The 17,101-nt window shown below is 34.4% G+C and carries 11 protein-coding genes, 3 tRNA genes and 1 pseudogene; 8 read left to right on the top strand and 7 right to left on the bottom strand.

All coding sequences use genetic code 11. The features are described 5' to 3' along the window. Positions 1-117: 117 nt before the first annotated feature. The gene (locus EKL98_RS17580; RefSeq protein WP_158614849.1) at positions 118-273 is read left to right on the top strand and encodes a hypothetical protein; all 156 of its coding nucleotides are present in this window, start codon (positions 118-120) and stop codon (positions 271-273) included. A 58-nt stretch (positions 274-331) separates the two neighbouring features. Here EKL98_RS17580 and EKL98_RS07150 read toward each other — a convergent pair whose 3' ends face one another. Continuing rightward, positions 332-1,396: a hypothetical protein gene (locus EKL98_RS07150; RefSeq protein ID WP_126460400.1), complete on the bottom strand. Its 1,065-nt coding sequence runs from the start codon at positions 1,394-1,396 to the stop codon at positions 332-334. Between the two features lie 233 nt (positions 1,397-1,629). On the opposite strand from EKL98_RS07150, the gene EKL98_RS07155 reads away from it, so the two are divergent. From EKL98_RS07155 to EKL98_RS07170, 4 genes and pseudogenes are all read left to right on the top strand, one after another. Beyond that, positions 1,630-3,459, top strand: a complete 1,830-nt coding sequence (locus EKL98_RS07155) for a PAS domain-containing sensor histidine kinase (RefSeq protein WP_126460397.1) — start codon at positions 1,630-1,632, stop codon at positions 3,457-3,459. Then, positions 3,449-3,850 carry a response regulator gene (locus tag EKL98_RS07160; protein ID WP_126561909.1) on the top strand — a complete coding sequence of 134 codons (402 nt, stop codon included), beginning with the start codon at positions 3,449-3,451 and terminating at the stop codon, positions 3,848-3,850. The genes EKL98_RS07155 and EKL98_RS07160 overlap by 11 nt, the downstream gene beginning before the upstream one ends. 65 nt (positions 3,851-3,915) lie before the next feature. Next, positions 3,916-4,258, top strand: a pseudogene (locus EKL98_RS07165) (ATP-binding cassette domain-containing protein); the annotation flags it as partial. A gap of 72 nt (positions 4,259-4,330) precedes the next feature. Continuing rightward, on the top strand, positions 4,331-9,292 hold the full coding sequence (locus EKL98_RS07170; protein ID WP_126561910.1) for a T9SS type B sorting domain-containing protein: 4,962 nt from the start codon (positions 4,331-4,333) through the stop codon (positions 9,290-9,292). 352 nt (positions 9,293-9,644) lie between these two features. Here EKL98_RS07170 and typA read toward each other — a convergent pair whose 3' ends face one another. Continuing rightward, positions 9,645-11,441, bottom strand: coding sequence for a translational GTPase TypA (typA, locus tag EKL98_RS07175; RefSeq protein ID WP_126456299.1), 1,797 nt, complete (start codon positions 11,439-11,441; stop codon positions 9,645-9,647). Between the two features lie 172 nt (positions 11,442-11,613). Here typA and EKL98_RS07180 point away from each other — a divergent pair, with 172 nt between their 5' ends. Both EKL98_RS07180 and EKL98_RS07185 read left to right on the top strand, forming a co-directional pair. Then, on the top strand, positions 11,614-13,326 hold the full coding sequence (locus EKL98_RS07180) for a PAS domain-containing sensor histidine kinase (RefSeq protein ID WP_126460388.1): 1,713 nt from the start codon (positions 11,614-11,616) through the stop codon (positions 13,324-13,326). 1 nt (position 13,327) lies between these two features. Continuing rightward, positions 13,328-13,732 carry a response regulator gene (locus EKL98_RS07185; protein WP_126460385.1) on the top strand — a complete coding sequence of 135 codons (405 nt, stop codon included), beginning with the start codon at positions 13,328-13,330 and terminating at the stop codon, positions 13,730-13,732. A gap of 70 nt (positions 13,733-13,802) precedes the next feature. Here EKL98_RS07185 and rpsT read toward each other — a convergent pair whose 3' ends face one another. The 5 genes from rpsT to proS form a co-directional block, all read right to left on the bottom strand. Beyond that, positions 13,803-14,054, bottom strand: coding sequence for a 30S ribosomal protein S20 (rpsT, locus tag EKL98_RS07190; protein ID WP_091166799.1), 252 nt, complete (start codon positions 14,052-14,054; stop codon positions 13,803-13,805). Between the two features lie 33 nt (positions 14,055-14,087). Continuing rightward, a tRNA-Glu gene (locus EKL98_RS07195) sits at positions 14,088-14,159 on the bottom strand. Positions 14,160-14,200: 41 nt separating this feature from the next. Then, positions 14,201-14,272: transfer RNA gene (locus EKL98_RS07200), tRNA-Glu, on the bottom strand. Between the two features lie 46 nt (positions 14,273-14,318). Continuing rightward, positions 14,319-14,390, bottom strand: a tRNA-Glu gene (locus tag EKL98_RS07205). A 78-nt stretch (positions 14,391-14,468) separates the two neighbouring features. Then, complete coding sequence (proS, locus tag EKL98_RS07210) at positions 14,469-15,947, bottom strand: proline--tRNA ligase (protein ID WP_126554393.1); 1,479 nt, start codon at positions 15,945-15,947, stop codon at positions 14,469-14,471. Positions 15,948-16,047: 100 nt separating this feature from the next. Here proS and EKL98_RS07215 point away from each other — a divergent pair, with 100 nt between their 5' ends. Further along, the gene (locus tag EKL98_RS07215; protein WP_126561911.1) at positions 16,048-17,100 is read left to right on the top strand and encodes a hypothetical protein; all 1,053 of its coding nucleotides are present in this window, start codon (positions 16,048-16,050) and stop codon (positions 17,098-17,100) included. Position 17,101 lies beyond the last annotated feature (1 nt).

Below are 17,101 nucleotides of genomic sequence, written 5' to 3' on the forward strand. Positions count from 1 at the left end.
TTTAAAGCACCAATAATGATATCAATCTCCAATTACGAAAGTGTAATTGGAGATTTTTTTTAGAAATAAATGCAAAAACCAACCTTGTAAATTTACGGTTCTTAAAAACTACCAAAAATGGCGCATCCATTTTTCAAAGAAAGTCCGTTTAAAACCTTGATTTCATTTCATAAGCTTATCGAAGCCTTGGAAGAAATTGCGGGTGCCAATGTAGATTGTCACGCCAATTATGCCAAAGCATTACTCCTAAAAATCGAGCGTTTTCCAGTTTAAACTAGGTAATTTTTTTAAAACACAGCAATACCGTGATTCAACTGAAAAACAAGGAAATTTATACTTTTGTTTTGAATAAAGTACTGGTTTTGAAATTTCTGGTAATAAAATGAAAAGCTGCACTCATGATACCGCCCATTGATTTTGCACTTTTAAAATTCAAATCATTGGTGTACCGATAAAGCTCTAATCGCAATTGTTCAATATGTGCCTCGGGAGCAATTACGTCCTCGCGCATAATTTTCAACAACCGCTTGATCCTGTTTTCGGCAGAAAGGATTCTTTTGGCTAAAACGGCTCTTTCTTCATCCTTATATTGCTCTATGGAACTGTTTTGAAGCTTTTCTTTAACTAATTTTACCATGGGGTAATTTTCTTTAAAAAACTGAGGGCGGTACACTTTGAAATTTCCTTCGTAGCATTGCTGATCAAAATCAATAGCACGTATTTTATAGACCACTTGATCAAAATCATGGGTGGGCACAATTACATAATTATAGGAACGCATATCCCCTAATAATCGAATCATACAGCGTTCATTGAACTTGACAAATTCTTTGGCTATTTGCGCTTTTTCGGTTTCGGTGCAATCAATGAGCAGTGTTTTCATAAACACATCACCAGGAATCCCCATAATATGTTCTTCTATTAAAGTGTCTTCATATACTAAAAAATTTATTTTGTCCGGAGAAAGAATATGCTCTAACTCCAGTCCGTAAATACGAGAAGCATCTGCTTTTTTAATATAAAAATGGGTGTAATTATCATTTAGTATGTTCCTGACTTTTATTCGAAAAGGTTTTGAATTTCCAAAAGTGCAGTAATCAATGGAATCCACATTCAAGAATTTGATAATCCCCAGATTACCGTCAGAATGGAGTAGTGAATAGATTTTTTTTAGATTCAAATCAATTTCTTCTCGCTCAAAATCATTGTAGTATACCCGTATCCATAACGTATCCTGGTCATTTTTATCATAGACCGTTATTGATCCGGAAAAACGCAATAAGTCATCGTAAAAAATAGAAACTTTTGACAAGCGATCAAACCGTCCCAAGTATTCTAAAAGTGATTTATTTACAGGATAGGATGGTTTTTTAAAAAGCATTACTGGCTCACTCATTGAAAAAAAAATTTAATACAAATTTACGATAAATTAAGGCGTTGCTTGCGATTAGTTTCTAAAAGATATTTTAATAAATTCTCATTTTTTTTCATAAAATAAATACTGACTAGACAATAAAATAAGATATAAATAGCAAAACCATCATTTTATGTTAAAAATATTTGATACAAAAAAAAATAACCTTTATATTTGGTAGTCTCCAAGACTCTTTAACTATTTAAAACCTACTGATGAAGAACAAACTAGAACTTTATTTCAGGGCGGCTCAATCAGCTAAGATTGGAATATGGAAAATGGACCTGCAAACGAATCACATTTTTTGGGATGCGGTTACGAAATGTATTCTAGAAGTTCCTGAAAATTATGAACCCATAATTGGGAATGGAATTAATTTTTACACCATGGGTGAGAATAGAGACCGAATCAAAGTTCTTATTAATAGTGCAATAAACCACGGGATTCCATTTAGTGATAAATTTGAGATTACGACCGCAAAAAACAATATCAAATATGTAGAATGCATTTGTCAAGTCGATGTGATTGATGGAAAAGCAGTATCTCTACTAGGTACTTTTCAAGACATTACAAAGGAGCAAAATCTAATCAATGAACTTCAGCTCAGTGTTGAAAAATTCTCTTCTGTTTTTTCCAGTGCCAATGATGCCATCCTAATTATAGATACCTCTAATGGTATTATTACAGACTGTAATTCCAGATCCACCGAACTTACCGGATATTATGATTCGGAAATCAAAGGAATACACCATTCGAAACTGTTTCCTATGACATTTAGAAAAGAGCTTCGTTTTTTCTTGAAATACAATTTAACAAAGAATGAATATACTGTCAACGAAACATCCTTAAGGACCAAATCTGGAAAATCAATTGCTGTTGAAATTGCTTCAGGCAAAAAATTTATGGTGGACAACATTACCTATTTAGTCTGTTTTGTCAGAGATATCAGCGAAAGAAAAAATGTTGAAGCAAAAATGAGTTTGCTTTCCCTAGCAGCCTCCGAAACTACAGACACCATTGTAATTGCAAATCCTAACGGTGAAGCAGTATGGGCAAATCAGGCTTATTTAGACCTTACAGGGTTGAAAATGGAAGAAGTAATAGGCCAAAAACCCGGCTATGCCTCTAAAGGTCCAGAAACGGATGAACAAGCCTGCGAATTCCTGCGAAAGGCAATTCAGAATCAGGAAAGTATAAAAATCACCATTCTTAATTACACTAAAAACAAAGAAAAATATTGGTTTGAACTTAATATAACAACGGTATTTGACAGCCATAATACCTTTATTCATTTCATAGGCGTAGGCCGAAATGTAACCTCAAGAATTGAAAAAGAAATAGAGTTAAAAAAATTATTGGATATTACCAACATTCAAAATAATAAATTATACAATTTCACGCATATTGTTTCCCACAACATCCGCTCCCACACCAGCAATCTATCTATGGTAATTGATGTGATAGATCATACCGATGATATTACTGAAAAACTATCTTATTTTGATTTATTCAAAGAAGGCACCCAAAAACTCTCTGAAACAATTGAATATTTGAATGAGATTATAACCATTCAGCAAAAAATAAATATTGAAAAGAAAGGAATTCGCTTAAGGCAAGAAATTGAAAAAACAAGAATGGCTTTGAGTCAGGCCATCAAAGAGAGTCAAATAGTAATTACTCACACCATTCCTGACCATTTGATTGTAAATGCTATCCCCGCTTATTTAGACAGCATATTACTTAACTTATTTACCAATGCGATTAAATATAAATCCCCCCATAGAACTGCAACTTTAGAAATTAGCTACGAAGCTAAAGACAATTACAGCATTATCAATTTCAAAGATAATGGTTTGGGATTAGATTTAGAAAAAAATGGTCACAAGCTTTTTGGTATGTACAAAACGTTTCACGGCAATGAAGACGCGAAAGGAATTGGATTATTCTTAACCAAAAACCAGCTGGAAGCCATGGGTGGAAAAATTGAAGTAGAAAGTGAAGTGGGGCAAGGTTCTAATTTTAAAATTTATTTATATGAAGAATAAATTAACATACATCATTGACGATGATAAATTAAATGTAAAATTGATGAGCATTCTCATTTCTAAAAATAAGTTTTGTGACGAAATTGAATCTTTTCATAATCCCCAATTAGCCTTAGATAAATTAAAACATTGTTTTGATACTAATGAAAACCTGCCGGACACTATTTTATTAGATTTAAATATGCCGGTCATGGATGGTTGGCAATTTTTAGATGAATTTTTGCTGATAGCCTTAGAAAAAAAAATTACAATTTTCATCATGACATCCTCAATTGACCCTAATGATATTGAAAAGACAAAAAAATACCGTGTAGTAAAAGACTATATCGACAAACCTATTACGTCACAAAAATTAGATTTATTACGTAAATTAATCGAAGAAATAAACTAAAATGAATTTTAGAGTACCAAAATCATACCTTATTCGTCCTATATAAAATTATAAAGATGACCCCTTTGGAAACGATACTCTTTATTAAAAATCTCCACAAACGTTATGGCACACTTCAAGCTTTAAAAAACGTTTCTTTCGAAATACAAAAAGGTACTGTATACGGGATTCTAGGTCCTAACGGCAGCGGGAAATCAACTACTTTAGGAATTGCGCTGAATGTGGTCAATAAAACCTCCAGTGTATACCGCTTTTGGCGGGACAATGAAAACTCATGAAGCCTTGAAAAAAGTGGGTACCATTATTGAAATACCTAACTTTTATCCCTACATGACGGCTAAGGAAAACTTAAAGTTGGTTTGCAAAATCAAAGGAATCCAATCTGCAAAAGTCAGTGAAAAGCTGGAATTTGATACTGGCAAAGTAATAAAAGGCGATTTTTCAGTAAGAAGATAATATAAATTTTGTTATTTTTAACACATGAAAAAAACTTTACTTATTTTCTTCACTTTTTTATCAATAAGTTGCTTTGCTCAATTTAGCAAAACACATTATATACCGCCTCTTACGGCGGCAAGTAATAATTTACCCGGTGATCATTATTTATATATTTCTACTCCTAGTATTACCAATGTAAAACTCGAAATTACAGCGATTGGCGGAGCGACTATTTCAGCAACAGTCAATAACAGTAATCCTTACAGACATGATATTGGACAAGGAATCGACACACAGTTATTTACTTCTAAAACTCAAATAGGAGTTATTGCTAATAAAGGTTACATTGTTGAAGCTCAGGATTTAATTTATGTAAGCGTTAGAGTCAATGCCGGTAGAAATATACAAAATGGAATAGTATCGTATGTGCATGCGGGAGGATTAGTGTCAAAAGGAAATAGTGCGCTGGGAACTACATTTAGATTGGGCGCAATGCTAAATCCTCTTTTTGATACATCACTTTTAAATTTCGCTTCAGTATTTGCTACAGAAAATGGAACAAAGATTACTCTTTCTAATATTCCTTTTGGAACTATTTTAACAGATGGAACAGTTGTTTCTGGACCTATCACTGCTAATCTAAATAAAAACGAAAGTTATGTTATTGCACTTGAAAACTACAACAATTCCGTGTCTAACAGCTCTAAAATGATTGGCGCTTTAGTTGAATCAGACAAACCAGTAGTAGTTAATTCAGGATCTTTTGGAGGCAGTAACAGTACATTATTTAATGCTCAGGGCTCTCCCGCAGGCAGAGATGTCGGTTTTGACCAAATTGTCCCTTTTGAAAAAACGGGTAAAGAATATATTTTTGTTAAAGGACTTGGTGCGGTTCCGAACGAGGAGTTAGAACGTGTTTTATTGATTGCTAATAAACCATTAACCTCAATATACCTCAATGATGGCATAACTCCCTATATAACGTTAAATAATCCTGGTGATTATATCGCTATAGATGGGAACCAATTTGTCAATGGAAATCTTTATGTAAAAGCATCCGAAAGTGTATTTGCGTATCAAAGTATTGGGGGAAGTAATTCTCCTGCCAATCAAAATTTATTTTTTGTCCCGCCCTTAAATTGTGCAACGCCAAGCATTGTTGATAATATACCTTCTATTGAATTGATAGGAAGCACAATTTATAATGGCGGATTGAATATCGTTACTGAAACAGGAGCTACCGTGACTGTAAACAACAATACGCTCAATAATAACACTGCTATTCCTGTAACAGGAAATTCAGGTTTTGTGAGATATACAAGTAATGGTTTATTCGGCAATATATCAGTAAAATCCACCAGACAAGTCTATGTTTCTTACTTTGGGACAAATGGCGCGGCTACTTATGGCGGTTATTATTCCGGTTTTGACACAAAACCAGAAATTGTAACTGATAAAATTACAGTATCTAATTCAAATTGCATCCCAAATGTTATTCTAAAAGTAAGTTCACTTTCATCATATGATAGTTTTGAATGGTATTTCAATAACGCAGTAATACCTAATACAAACAGCAATTCTTATACCCCAACGCAGCCAGGTTACTATCAAGTACGAGGCAGTATTTCAGGATGTAATTCTCCACCTGTATTGTCTGATTTAATTCCTGTTAGTACTTGCGAAACAGATACAGATCTTGACACCGTAAATGACAATATTGATCTTGATAATGACAAAGACGGTATTACAAATTGCACAGAATCCTATGGAAATCAAGTCTTGGATCTTTCAAATCCTTCAAATGGAACTGTAGCAGTTGGTCTTTACTTAAATTCATTTACTGGAACAATTACCACGTCAACAACTGCAAGTACAACGCCATTTATTGGAAGCAGTGACGGAAGTTTTATTTCCAATGTACCAGCAGGAAAAGGAAACTTTGTTAGTTATAAAATGACTTTTTCTAATCCAATCAGTCTCGAAATGAAATATCCTATTACCGCAAATGCAACTGACTTGCTGAATGCTGATGCTGAATATATAGTAAATTCAGATGTAAACAAAACCATTACTGTACTAAATCCAAGTGACCAACTATTAATTGATACTAACTATGATGGCATCTATGAAAGTGGGGTAAAACAGCATTCTTCATTTGAAATCAGATTTAGATTAAACAGCATCACTCCATTGGCAGCAGGTACAGGGACATTTCAGTTTTTAACCTATTTATCGAACTCAATTAGTTTCACTCATAAAAATTTATCGGATACTAATTCCAATAAATCCACATTAACAGTAAACGCTGTTTGCGTTCCTAAAAACTCCGATAATGACGGAATTGCGGATCAATTAGACAGTGATAGCGATAATGATGGAATTGCAGATACCATTGAAGCACAAATAAATGCTACTGTAGTACCAACAAATACCGATACCAATAAAAACGGAATTGATAATGCGTTTGAGCCAGGACTTACTCCTATTGATACCGATCTCGATAGTGTCCCTGATTATTTGGATTTAGATAGTGATAACGATGGGATTTTAGATTCAATAGAAACGGGAAATGACCTTGATTCTGATGGAATCAGAAATTATCGTGATTTAGATGCTGATGGTGATTTATGCAATGATGTCATCGAAGCCGGATTCTTAGACCCAAACAATGACGGAGTATTGGGCAATAATCCAGTTTCAGTAAATACAAATGGTCAAGTAATAAGCGGCTTAGGATATACTACACCAAATAGTAATTACACTACCGCTGCTCCTATAACTATAACAACACAACCAACAGTTTCGCCAACTTGTGAACTACAAAATGCAGTAATTACTCTAGCTGATAATGGTGGAAACATCTATCAATGGCAAGTATCCACTAATGGAACTATTTGGAATAATATTACAAACAACGCAACATATTCTGGAGTAACTACAAATTCCTTGACTGTTACCAGTGTAAAAACCACAATGAATGGATATAAATATCGTGTAAAATTAGATAAAATTGGAAACAGTTGTGGCTTACTTTCAAATGACACTACTTTAATTGTATATACGTTACCAACAGTAAATAATGCAACGATTATTCAATGTGACGATGATTTAGATGAGGTAACCACATTTAATCTAACGGTTAAAAATGATGAGATTTCAAGCAATTTTGCAAATGAAACCTTTTCTTACTACACTTCATTTTTAGGTGCTACAACGGCAAACGCTTCAGAGTTAATTAGTACGCCTAAGGCTTTTACGAATACAACACCTAGAATTATGAAAGTATATGCAAGAGTACTTAATTCTAATGGTTGTTTTAGTGTAGCTGAATTGACCCTAAAAGTTTTAGCAACACAAATTCCAAGTACATTCAAAAGAAAGTTCGTGCAATGTGATGATTTATTAGACATAAACGGCAATAACAATGCAAACAATGATAAAAGAGATGGTGTAAGTACTTTTGACTTTAGCAGTGCAGAAACAGATATAAAAAATTTATTACCCGCGGGAAATTATACAATAACATTTTATCGCAATCAAGCCGATGCATTAGCAGAAATAAATGCAATCACCAATATCTCTAATTACAGAAATATTGGTTACGTAAACACTCAAGAAATTTGGGGCCGCGTAGACAGTGATACAGATAATGCTTGTTATGGCTTGGGACATTACGTAACACTTACAGTTGAAAAACTTCCGTTTGCTTACGCTGTGTCTATCCCAAGACAATGTGATGACAACCAAGATGGAAAATATACTTTTAATACAGCTACATTAGAATCTGATTTAAAACAAGGACAAACTAATGTTACTGTTACTTATTTTGATCAAAACAACAATTCGATATCAAGCCCATTTCCTTCAACCTATACTACAGGCACACAAACGATAAAAGCAATTGTTACTAATAATTCAACTTTAAAATGTTTTGACGAAACTTTGATAACATTCACAGTGGATGATCTTCCAGAAGCTTTCCAAGTAACTGTAAATTTAACAACCGTATGTGATGATGAAATAGATCCTCTGTTACAAGATGGTAAGTTTGGTTTTAATACGAGTACTTTTCAGAATACGATTTTAGGAAATCAAACAGGAATGGTTGTCAAATATTTTGATGCAAATGGAGCTTCTTTATCTAGTCCGTTGCCAAATCCTTTCATTAGCAGCACCCAAAACATTACAGCCGTTGTGGAGAATACTGCTAACTCAACCTGTAAAGCTTCAATTATTTTACCTTTCATTGTAAATAGTTTACCACCTATAAACTTAAATTCTGATGGATCAGAAAACGAATTGGTATGCTCTAATCTTCCTACTTTTTTTGTAACACTAAATGCAGGGATTCAAGATGGATCCCCAACTACTGACTACACCTATAAATGGTTTAAAGATAACGTTCTTCTACCAAATGAGAACAACTACACGCTAGATGTAAATCAAGAAGGAAACTACACTGTAGAAGTAAGAACAGTTTCAGGATGTTCTAGAATTCGAACTATAAAAGTTACAGCTTCTGATATTGCTAGTATTACCAGCATTGATGTAGTTGATCTAGCAGATACAAATACGGTAACCGTTAATGTATCCGGAAAAGGAATTTATGAATACAGTCTTGATGCTCCGTCCGGACCTTTTCAAGATTCAAATTTCTTTGATTATGTACCAGCTGGAATTCATGAAGTATACATCAATGACAAAAATGGTTGTGGAACAGTGAGCCAAAAAATAGCCTTAATTGGCGTACCTAAATTTTTCACTCCAAATGGAGACGGCCAAAATGATTATTGGAATGTAAAAGGAGTAAATGCTGATTTTAATGCAAATTCTACCATCTATATTTATGATAGATACGGCAAATTACTAAAACAAATTACAGCTTCCAGTCAAGGCTGGGACGGTACTTTTACAGGGCAGCCATTACCCTCTGATGATTATTGGTATACCATAAAATTAGCTGATGGAAGAGAAGCTAAAGGTCATTTTAGTTTGAAACGATAAAACAATTAATAGGGCATGCCACCATAAATAGAAAAGGCCTACTCATCAATATGCGGAATTAGCCCTTTCTATTTATGCTGTCGGGCTATCCGCGCTACTTCGGTAGCTTGCTGCTATCCCTCATGCAAATCCCGGATAATATTATTTATGAATATCAATTAATCTAAATTTTATGGTACAATACCGTCATAGTTAAAATGTGTCGCAAAAAAAACAACTGACATTTATACCTCACAAGAGACCATTAAAATTGTGTAGCAAACAGCGAATTAAAACCAATAAAAGGGATCTAAACACCAAAAAAAAAGCCATTCGAATCAACGAATGGCTTTTCAGTTTTATAAAAATAAAATTAGATTTTAAATCTTTTTCTATCCGTTTCTGTCAAATATATTTTTCTCAAACGAATCGATTTTGGAGTTACCTCAACATATTCATCTTTTTGAATGTACTCTAAAGCTTCTTCAAGAGAGAAAATAACTGGAGGAATAATTCTAGCTTTATCATCATTTCCTGATGAACGAACGTTAGATTGTTTTTTCTCTTTAGTTACGTTGACACACATATCATCGCTACGGGAGTTTTCTCCAATTACTTGACCTTCGTAAATTTCATCATTAGGATTAACGAAGAATCTACCACGATCTTGCAATTTATCGATAGAGTAAGGAATCGCTTTTCCTTTTTCCATAGAAATCAATGACCCTTTGTTACGTCCAGAAATTTCTCCTTTGTAAGGCTCATATCCTATAAAACGGTGTGCCATAATAGCCTCACCAGCTGTAGCAGTAAGCAATAGGTTACGCAATCCAATGATTCCACGAGACGGGATATTGAATTTTATGATCATACGCTCCCCTTTAGTTTCCATACTCAACATTTCTCCTTTACGGAAAGAAACAAACTCTACCGCTCTTCCAGACAAATTCTCTGGTAAGTCGATTGTCAATTCCTCAATTGGCTCACATTTTTTGCCATCAATTTCTTTGATGATAACTTGTGGTTGCCCAATTTGTAACTCATACCCTTCTCTTCTCATTGTTTCAATAAGAACAGACAAGTGAAGTACTCCACGACCAAAAACCATGAACTTATCCGCTGAATCAGTTTCACCCAATTTCATCGCTAAGTTTTTTTCCAATTCTTTATTCAACCTGTCTCTGATATGACGAGAAGTTACAAATTTACCTTCTTTCCCAAAGAAAGGAGAGTCATTGATGGTAAATAACATACTCATCGTTGGCTCATCAATAGTAATTGTTTGTAAGGCTTCCGGATTTTCAAAATCAGCGATAGTATCCCCAATTTCAAAACCTTCAACTCCAATAATTGCACAAATATCTCCAGCAATTACTTCTTGCACTTTTTTACGACCTAATCCTTCAAAAGTATGTAATTCTTTAATACGTGATTTCATGATTACACCATCTCTTTTGCACAAAGAAATCTGCATTCCTTCTTTCAAAACACCTCTTTCTAAACGACCAATAGCGATACGACCTGTAAAAGCAGAGAAGTCTAATGAAGTAATCAACATTTGAGGAGTTCCTTCTGATACTTTAGGAGCCGGTACATTAGCAATAACCATATCTAATAATGCTTCCACATTATCAGTTACGTTTTCCCAATGATCAGACATCCAATTGTTCTTAGCTGATCCGTAAACTGTTGGAAAATCTAACTGCCACTCTTCTGCTCCTAATTCGAACATTAAGTCAAAAACTTTTTCATGCACTTCTTCAGGAGTACAGTTTTCTTTATCTACTTTATTAATAACAACGCATGGTTTCAAACCAAGGTCTAGTGCTTTCTGTAATACAAAACGAGTTTGTGGCATAGGCCCTTCAAATGCATCTACTAGTAGACAAACACCATCAGCCATATTCAATACACGCTCTACCTCTCCACCAAAATCGGCGTGACCAGGAGTATCAATAATGTTGATTTTTGTTCCTTTGTATACTACAGAAACATTCTTTGAAGTAATGGTAATACCTCTTTCACGCTCTAAGTCGTTGTTGTCAAGGATTAAGTCACCTGTATTTTCGTTATCGCGAAATAACTGACAGTGATACATAATTTTATCAACCAAAGTTGTTTTACCGTGATCGACGTGGGCAATAATTGCAATGTTTCTAATAGATTCCATCTGTGATTTTTAATGGGTGCAAAGGTACACTTTATTTTGATATAAAAAATATTTATGTAATAGTTTACATATTCTTAACGCATTAGACACAGAAATAGGTCTTTAAAAAAATCACGAAAAATAAGTTATTATGTTGTTTAATAATTCACAAATAATTATTTATATTTGAGTAATGAAAAGTAAAACCAATCAAATAATTATCATTTACATTGTAATTTCAATGTTTGTAGCAACCATTAGTCATAAATTATTACAACCTTTTATTTCTGATTCAAACCACCAATTTTACACTTTCACAAAAGACATCTTATACATATTTTTAACCGGAATAATTTTCAAACTCATTTTATCAAAAAATGACACTCGAAACATATCCATTTTTGAAAAGCTGAAAAACACAAATGATGAAATAAAGGAATCGAATGAACAATACCATATTGTAGCAAAAGCGACAAGTGATACTATTTGGGATTGGAAAATACAAGAAGACAGCTTTTCTTGGAACAAAGGTATTGAAACTGTTTTTGGCTATAAAGAATACGAAGTTGGTAATAGTTCAAAATGGTGGTTTGATAAAATTCACCCCGAGGACAGTATTAAAATGTCTGTCAAACTCTACTCTTTTATCGAACAAAAAACCGAAAACTGGCAAGATCAATACCGTTTTAAATGCGCTAACGATTCCTATAAGTATGTTCTTGACAGAGGTTTTCTCTTGAAAGATGAAAATGGGAAAGCCGTTAGAATGATTGGAGCCATTCAAGACATCACAAAACAAAAAGAAGAAGAACAAAGACTAAAATTGCTAGAGACTGTTATTATTCAATCAAAAGATTCCATCATCATCACCGAAGCCAATTCGATCGACGGAAATATCCCAAATATCACCTACGTAAACCCGGCTTTTTCAATCATGTCAGGATACAATTCCGAAGAAAGTATAGGAAAATCCCCAGAACTTTTTAATAGTCCCAATTCAGATTACGAGGAATTAAAAAAACTGATAGCCGCTATACAAAATAAAGAAGAGTGCATTATTGAAACCATCAGCTATACAAAAAACAAAAAAGAATACTGGGTACGCTTCTCCATGATACCAATATACAATACTGATAACGAACTTTCACATTGGATCTCCATCCAGAGAGACATCACTGATGAAAAAAAACAAGAAAAGGAAAAAGAACAGCTTATTCGAGAGCTAACACAAAACAACAAAGATCTAAAACAGTTTTCGTACATTACTTCACACAACCTTAGGGCTCCATTATCAAATTTGACAGGACTTTTGAACTTAATCGAAGACATTCCTATTGACAATCCAGAGTTAAAAGAAATTTTATATGGCTTCAATAAATCTACGCATTTATTAAACGAAACCATTAATGACTTAGTCAAAGTAATCATCATCAAAGACAATCCATCAATCAAAAAAGAAGCAGTACTTCTTCAAGATATTTTTGAAAATGTGTTCAATCAACTCAACTTTCAAATTGAATTATACAAACCCATTATAAAAATTAATTTTGAAAAAGTTTCAATTATCAACATCAATAAAGCGTATATAGAAAGCATTTTACTAAACCTATTAACCAACGCTATAAAATACAAATCCGAAAATAGAAAACTAAAAATAACAATCACAACCAGCGAAATTGACGACACAATTGTATTAATTTTCAAAGACAACGGAATAGGCATCGATCTGGAAAGAAACAGAGATAAAGTTTTTGGCCTTTACCAGAGATTTCATAATTATCCGGACAGCAAAGGATTAGGGCTCTATTTAGTAAAATCTCAAGTTGAAACTATGGGAGGAACAATTAATATTGAAAGTGAAGTCAATAAAGGAACTATATTTACATTAACTTTTAAAAATAAATAATATGTTAGATACAATTTTATGTGTTGATGATGACCCAATAACACTTATGCTATGCAAAAAAGTAATCAACAAATCATCCTTTTCTAACGAAATAATTACTTCTCAAAATGGCGAAGAAGCGCTGAAATACTTTAATACTATCAGACAAAATAATGATGACAAACACCACCATCCGCAATTAATTTTTTTGGATCTAAATATGCCCGTAATGGGAGGATGGGAATTTCTGGATTATTTTAACAGCCCGGAGTTTTCAGATTTTAGTGCTATTAAGGTAATTGTACTTTCTTCTACAATTGATCCGGAAGACTTAGAAAAAGCAAAAAAATACCCCATGGTAATTGACTTTTTATCAAAACCAATAACCCTATCTATGCTTGAATATTTAAAGAATAAGATTAGCTAATATTACCCATAAAAAAAACTCCCATCCTAAGAATGAGAGCTTTTTATTTATATAAAATAAATTGTTTTAATTACAATTTAGCAACAAGCTTCGTTAATTTAGATTTTAAATTAGACGCTTTGTTATCATGAATGATATTCTTTTTAGCTAATTTATCAATCATAGAAATCACGTTTGATAATTTAGAAGTAGCATCTACTTTATCAGTCGCTATTCTTAATGCTTTTATAGCATTACGAGTAGTTTTATGTTGGTATCTATTTAATACTCTTCTCTTTTCGTTACTTCTAATTCTTTTTAGAGCTGATTTATGATTTGCCATTTTATTATGTTTTTATCTTTTACTATATTTTTGTAGTCCGTAAGGGAATCGAACCCCTGTTACCAAGACGAAATCTTGGCGTCCTAACCCCTAGACGAACGGACCATTATCCCCTAAGTTTTATCAATTAATCAAAATTGAATTTGTAGCCCGTAGCGGAATCGAACCGCTCTTACATGGATGAAAACCATGCGTCCTAACCGATAGACGAACGGGCCATTTTCCCTCTGAGTTCAGGATCACTTTAACCTGCAAAAAAAATAGTAGCCCGTAGCGGAATCGAACCGCTCTTACATGGATGAAAACCATGCGTCCTAACCGATAGACGAACGGGCCCTGCTTCTCTAATGCGGATGCAAAAATACAACTATTTTTGAAACGTACAATAGTACATGCAAAAAAAATTATTTTTTTTTAATATGCCTTCGCAAACAGTACTCGGCCTACTGAGTTTTCACCAGTAAAAACGCAGCTTCCCGCTTCTTCTATTCGGTCTAAAGGGATGCATCTGATGGTTGCTTTCGTTAAGTCTTTAATCTTTTCCTCAGTTGCTGCAGTTCCATCCCAATGTGCTGATACAAAACCTCCTTTCGCATCTAAAACCGCTTTGAACTCTTCAAAACTGTTTACCTCAGTAACATGTGTATTTCTATATTGCAATGCTTTTTCAAATAATTCTTTTTGAATTTGCGCTAGTAAATCGTTGATATACGTTTCAATTCCATCTTTAGAAACGACTTCTTTAGTCAATGTATCTCTTCTTGCAACCTCAAAAGTTCCATTTTCTAAATCTTTAGGACCTACAGCAATCCTAACCGGCACCCCTTTTAATTCCCATTCTGCAAATTTAAAACCAGGCTTTTGAGTGGTTCTGTTATCATATTTGACAGCGATTTGTAATTTTCGCAAAGCCACAGTCAAAACAGTTACTGCTTCAGTTATTGCCGCTAATTGTTCCTCTGTTTTATAAATAGGAACAATCACGACCTGAATAGGCGCTAAACTAGGAGGCAATACCAGGCCTTGGTCGTCTGAATGCGTCATCACTAATGCCCCCATCAAACGAGTAGAAACACCCCACGAAGTTCCCCAAACGTACTCTTGCTTTCCTTCGGCTGTAGCAAATTTGACATCAAATGCTTTAGCAAAGTTTTGCCCTAAAAAATGTGAAGTCCCCGCTTGTAATGCTTTACCATCCTGCATCAACGCTTCGATACAATAGGTTTCTTCTGCTCCAGCAAAACGCTCGGTTTCAGTTTTTATTCCTTTTATAACTGGAATTGCCATAAAATTCTCGGCAAAATCAGCATACACATGCATCATTTTTTCTGATTCTTCTACCGCTTCTGTTTTAGTAGCGTGAGCGGTATGCCCTTCTTGCCATAAAAATTCTGCGGTACGCAAAAACAATCTCGTTCTCATTTCCCAGCGCACCACATTTGCCCATTGGTTAATCAGTAATGGCAAATCTCTATACGATTGTACCCATCCTTTATAAGTAGACCAAATAATAGCTTCACTTGTAGGACGTACAATTAATTCTTCTTCTAATTTTGCATTGGGATCCACCATTAGTTTACCAGGTCTGTCAGGATCGTTTTTTAATCGATAATGGGTAACAATAGCACATTCCTTAGCAAAACCTTCTGCATTTTTTTCTTCGGCTTCAAACATGCTTTTAGGAACAAATAGAGGGAAATATGCATTTTGATGTCCGGTTTCTTTAAACATTCGATCCAACTCCGCTTGCATTTTTTCCCAAATTGCATATCCGTAAGGCTTGATAACCATACACCCCCTCACCCCTGAATTTTCGGCTAAATCGGCTTTGACAACCAACTCGTTATACCATTTTGAATAATCTTCCGCTCTTGTAGTTAAGTTCTTACCCATGTTTTATATTTTGGCACAAATTTTGTTTAATATTTATTTAACTAATAATTACGCAAAACTAACTATTTTTGTATTGTCCAACAATAAAAACTCCACATATATGAAAACTACCCCTTTTTCCGCCCCGAACACATCAATATATTATACGATCAGTTTTTTAACACTATTGTTGACCTCTTGCAGCTCTTATCAAAACAGTTCGTACTATGATTCTGACGGAATATATGGTAACACTTCCTACAAAATTACTGAACGAGAACCACAAAATGATCCAAATAACCAATATACTGCGTATTTCAATTCACTTCAAAACAACTACCAATCCAATGAAATTTTTACAGATGTAGATACTTACAGTGATTATGATTTAGAAAATGACACTCTTCAGGAAAACTACACTACTTATCCTGGATGGGGAGGTAATGCGCAATCCGTAAATGTCTATGACAACGGATGGGGTATGAATAACTGGTACGGAAACAATTGGGGTATGAACAATTGGGGCATGAATAACTGGTACGGAAACAACTGGGGATTTAACGGTGGTTTTGGATGGGGAATGAGCATGGGATTTGGGTGGAATAACTGGTATGGCAACAATTGGGGATGGAACAACTGGTATGGAAACAATTGGGGATGGAACAATTGGTACGGTAACGGCTGGGGAAACTATGGAGATGGTCAAAACAATGTCAATTATTCTTCTAATGCAGGCCGAAGAGGGTCTTCGTATTCCAATTCAAATACGATAAACAACACCAATCAAACAAGCAGAGAATATTCCAGAAACCAAACCAATACCACTATTGGCAGACGAGCTAATAACGCCAACTTTAGAAACAACACCACTGATTTGCGACGAAACGCAACGAATAGCATCAACCGAACAAGTCCTACATTCTCTAGGAATCAAGGTCAACCACAAAACAGTTCGTACAATACTCCCAGAAGAAGATCCGATATAAACAATGTGCGCAATCAAAACAATGCGCCTTCACGATCTTTCACACCAACAAGAAATGACAACAACAGCCCGTCGTCTTATAGCCCTAGTTCAAACATGTCCAGATCTAATAATTCAGGTGGCGGAAGATCTGGTGGTAGTGGTGGTGGTAGATCATCTGGCGGTGGTGGAAGAGGTGGAAGAGGATAAA

It is taken from the genome of Flavobacterium bomense, from assembly GCF_003970355.1.

Bases quoted from the DNA above. Each gene is read 5' to 3' on its own strand.
- typA (WP_126456299.1), bottom strand. From the start codon at position 11,441: ATGGAATCTATTAGAAACATTGCAATTATTGCCCACGTCGATCACGGT.
- EKL98_RS17580 (WP_158614849.1), top strand. From the start codon at position 118: ATGGCGCATCCATTTTTCAAAGAAAGTCCGTTTAAAACCTTGATTTCA.
- EKL98_RS07170 (WP_126561910.1), top strand. From the start codon at position 4,331: ATGAAAAAAACTTTACTTATTTTCTTCACTTTTTTATCAATAAGTTGC.
- EKL98_RS07155 (WP_126460397.1), top strand. From the start codon at position 1,630: ATGAAGAACAAACTAGAACTTTATTTCAGGGCGGCTCAATCAGCTAAG.
- rpsT (WP_091166799.1), bottom strand. From the start codon at position 14,054: ATGGCAAATCATAAATCAGCTCTAAAAAGAATTAGAAGTAACGAAAAG.
- EKL98_RS07180 (WP_126460388.1), top strand. From the start codon at position 11,614: ATGAAAAGTAAAACCAATCAAATAATTATCATTTACATTGTAATTTCA.
- proS (WP_126554393.1), bottom strand. From the start codon at position 15,947: ATGGGTAAGAACTTAACTACAAGAGCGGAAGATTATTCAAAATGGTAT.
- EKL98_RS07185 (WP_126460385.1), top strand. From the start codon at position 13,328: ATGTTAGATACAATTTTATGTGTTGATGATGACCCAATAACACTTATG.
- EKL98_RS07160 (WP_126561909.1), top strand. From the start codon at position 3,449: ATGAAGAATAAATTAACATACATCATTGACGATGATAAATTAAATGTA.
- EKL98_RS07150 (WP_126460400.1), bottom strand. From the start codon at position 1,396: ATGAGTGAGCCAGTAATGCTTTTTAAAAAACCATCCTATCCTGTAAAT.
- EKL98_RS07215 (WP_126561911.1), top strand. From the start codon at position 16,048: ATGAAAACTACCCCTTTTTCCGCCCCGAACACATCAATATATTATACG.